Below are 3,662 nucleotides of genomic sequence, written 5' to 3'. Positions count from 1 at the left end.
GCCCAGCAGATCCCGGCGGACACGCTCGCCGACCGGGGCGTGCGCAGCGAGGCGGTCCGGTTGTTGACCGCCCACCGCTCGAAGGGCCTGGAGTGGCGGCTGGTGGTGGTGGCCCACGTGCAGGAGGACGGCTGGCCGGACCTGCGTCGCCGGGGGTCGCTGCTCCAGGCCGACCGGATCGGGGAGGACGGGCTGCAACCACCGCTCTCGGTGCGCGAGTCGCTGATGGAGGAGCGCCGGCTGTTCTACGTCGCCTGCACCCGTGCCCGGCAGCGCCTGGTGGTCACCGCCGTCGCGTCGCAGGACGACGACGGTGAACAGCCCTCGCGCTTCCTGGCCGAGCTCGGTGTGAACGAGCGGCACCGACAGGGGCGGCCGGCCCGGCCCCTCTCGCTCGCCGGGATCGTGGCGGAGCTGCGCCGTACGGTTGCCGACCCCGAGCAGCCCGAGCCGCTGCGCACCGCTGCCGCCCACCGGCTGGCCAGGCTCGCGGGGGAGCGGGCCGGGGGGCGCACGATCGCCCCCCAGGCCGACCCGGCCACCTGGTGGGGGACCCGGGCGGCCACCGCCTCGGAGGCGCCGCTGCGCCCCGCCGACCAGCCGCTGACCATCTCGGCCAGTGCGTTGACCTCGCTGCTGACCTGCCCCGCCCGGTGGTTCCTGGAACGGGAGGCCGGCGGCGCTTCCGCCTCGACCGCCGCCCAGGGCTTCGGGCTGGTGGTGCACGCGATCGCCGAGCGGATGGCCCGGGGCGAGCTCAGCGACGACCCGGCCGAGGTCGACTCGCTGATGGAGCACGTCGACGGCGTGTGGGGCCAGATGTCGTTCCGGACCCCGTGGTCGAGCAGCCGCGAGCGAGCCGAGGTCCGAGACGCGCTCGCCCGCTTCGTCACCTGGCAGGCCCGGCCCGACGCCCGGACCCTGCTGGCGACCGAGCGCGAGCTGCGGGCCGAGGTGACGCTGCCTGACGGCCAACGGGTCGTCGTGCACGGCTTCGCCGACCGGTTGGAGATCGACGACGACGGCCGGGTCGTCGTGGTCGACCTCAAGACCGGCAAGTACCCGCCCACCAACGACGAGGTCCGCGAGCACCCCCAGCTCGGCCTGTACCAGTACGCCGTCGCCCAGGGAGCCGTCGACGACCTGCTCGAGGAGCCGGCCACCCCGGGCGGTGCCGAGCTGGTGCACCTGCGCAAGGAGGTCAAGGGTGCGGTCAAGACCCAGGCCCAGCCCGCGCAGGAGCCGGACGCCGACGGCAACACCCTCGTGGAGGTCCAGTTGATGTCCGCGGCCGAGACCCTGCGCAGCGAGCGCCTGCCGGCGCGTTCCGGAAGCCACTGCGACACCTGCGACTTCATCGCGATCTGCCCGGTCAAGGGTGCGGGGACGGTGCTGTCGTGACCACGATCGAGAGCCCCGCGGACCTGCAGCGGGTGATGGGCACGGACTTCCAGGTCAGCCCCCAGCAGTGGACGGCGATCTCCGCGCCGCTGGAGCCTGCCGTGGTGATCGCCGGGGCGGGGTCGGGCAAGACGGCCCTGATGGCGGCCCGCGTCGTCTACCTGGTGGTGACCGAGCAGGTCTCGGCCGACCAGGTCCTCGGCCTGACCTTCACCACGAAGGCCGCCAGCGAGCTCGGTCGCCGGATCCGTGACAGCCTCGCCGCGGCCGGGCGCGGTCGAGCCGCGGGTCCGCTGCCCGGTCGTCCTGTCACCGGCCGGCCCGACGAGGACGAGGAGGAGGTCCTCGAGCCCACGGTGGCGACCTACAACGCCTACGCCGCGGCCCTGCTCACCGAGCACGGCCTGCGGATCGGCCACGAGCCGGACACCCGGGTGATGGCCGACGCCTCGCGCTACCAGCTGGCGGTGCGCGCCATCTCCCGCCACACCGGGAAGGTCGAGCACCTCAGCGACCACCCGGAGACGGTGGTGAACTACGTCCTCGCCCTCGAGGGTGCGATGAGCGAGCACCTGGTCGACGACCGGACCGTGCGTGACTTCCAGCGCCGTGAGCGCGCCGCCTTCGAGGCCGCCCTGGAGGTCTCCCGGGCCAAGGTCGACCTGGCCAAGGCCGTGAACACCCTGGCTCGGCGCGAGGAGCTGCTCGACCTGGTGCGGACCTACCGGCGATTCAAGTCCGAGCTGGGGCTGATGGACTTCTCCGACCAGATCGCGCTGGCGGCCCGTCTCGCCGAGGAGCACCCGGACGTCGGTCGCCTCGAGCGGGAGAAGTTCCGGGTCGTCCTGCTCGACGAGTACCAGGACACCTCGGTGGCCCAGGCGCGGATGCTGCGCCGGCTCTTCTCCGGCGAGGACGCCGGCAGCGGGCGCGGCCACGCGGTCACCGCGGTGGGCGACCCCAACCAGGCGATCTACGGCTGGCGTGGGGCCTCGGTCTCCAACATCCTCGGCTTCGGCCGGGACTTCCCGCACGCCGACGGCGAGGTCGACGTGCCGGCGTACCCGCTCACGGTCAACCGCCGCTCGGACCGGAAGATCCTCGAGGTGGCCAACCGGCTCGCCGCGCCGCTGTACCGCCAGTTCCCGCAGGTGCGGGAGCTCGAAGCGGCCCCGAGCGCGGGAGAGGGGGAGGTGCACGCGGTCGTGCACGAGACGTACGCCGCCGAGCTCGGCTGGCTCGCCGAGGAGGTCCGGGCCGCGTACGCCGCGATGCCCGAGCCGAGCTGGCGCGAGATCGGCGTGCTGACCCGGGACAACGCGCATGCCGCGGACGTCTTCGACAGCCTGAGCGCCGCCGACATCCCGGTGGAGATCGTCGGTCTGCAGGGACTGCTGCGGCTGCCGGAGGTGGCCGAGGTCGTCGCCACCCTGACGCTGCTGCACGACCTGACGGCCAACGCCGCCCTGCTCACCCTGCTGACCGGCCCGCGATGGACGATCGGCCCGCGCGACCTCGCGCTGCTCGGCCGACGGGCCCGGACGCTGGCTGTCGACGCCGACCCCCGAGCCGAGCAGAGCATCGACGAGCAGCTCGCCAGCGCTGTCGAGGGCGCCGACCCGACCGAGGTGAGCTCGCTCTGCGACGCCCTCGACGACCCCGGCGAGGCGGCCTACTCCACCGCCGCCCGCGAGCGGTTCGCGCTGCTCTCCGCGGAGCTGCGGATGCTGCGTACCCACGCCGGAGAGCCGCTGCTCGACCTGGTCCGCAAGATCATCGACACCACCGGCATCGACGTCGAGTTGGCGTCCTCGGTCAGCCCGGCGGCCCGGGCCCGGCGCGACAACCTCGACCTGTTCGTGAAGGCGGTCGCGGAGTTCCAGGCGGTGGACGGCAGCGTCTCGCTGGCGGCGCTGCTGGCCTACCTGACCGCCGAGGACGAGATGGGCACCGGCCTCGACATCGCCACCCCGACCGAGGCCGACTCGGTGAAGCTGCTGACCGTGCACCGGGCCAAGGGGCTCGAGTGGGACGCGGTCTTCTGCGTGGGCGTCTGCGAGGAGAAGTTCCCGACCACCCGCACGCGCACCCTGTGGCCCAACGGCCCGGCCGTGCTGCCCTCGCCGCTGCGTGGCGACGCCGCGGACCTGCCGCAGTTGCGGGGCCACGAGAAGGCCGACCTCGACCGGCTCAAGCAGGAGTCGCGGGCCCACGAGGACCAGGAGGAGCTCCGGCTGGGGTACGTCGCCTTCACCCGGGCG

2 protein-coding genes are annotated in these 3,662 nt (G+C 73.7%); both read left to right on the top strand.

Annotation, left to right across the window (positions count from 1 at the left end; genetic code table 11):
• The coding region (locus tag ABZE72_RS16260) for a PD-(D/E)XK nuclease family protein (RefSeq protein ID WP_372730080.1) at positions 1-1,401 on the top strand (1,401 nt) is incomplete at its 5' end.
• A partial coding sequence (locus ABZE72_RS16255; protein WP_372730079.1) for an ATP-dependent helicase occupies positions 1,398-3,662 on the top strand: 2,265 nt, incomplete at its 3' end. The genes ABZE72_RS16260 and ABZE72_RS16255, both read left to right, overlap by 4 nt.

It is taken from the genome of Nocardioides sp. (genome assembly GCF_041600255.1).
Taxonomy (GTDB): Bacteria; Actinomycetota; Actinomycetes; order Propionibacteriales; family Nocardioidaceae; genus Nocardioides.
This window is presented reverse-complemented; position numbering and strand designations above follow the sequence as displayed.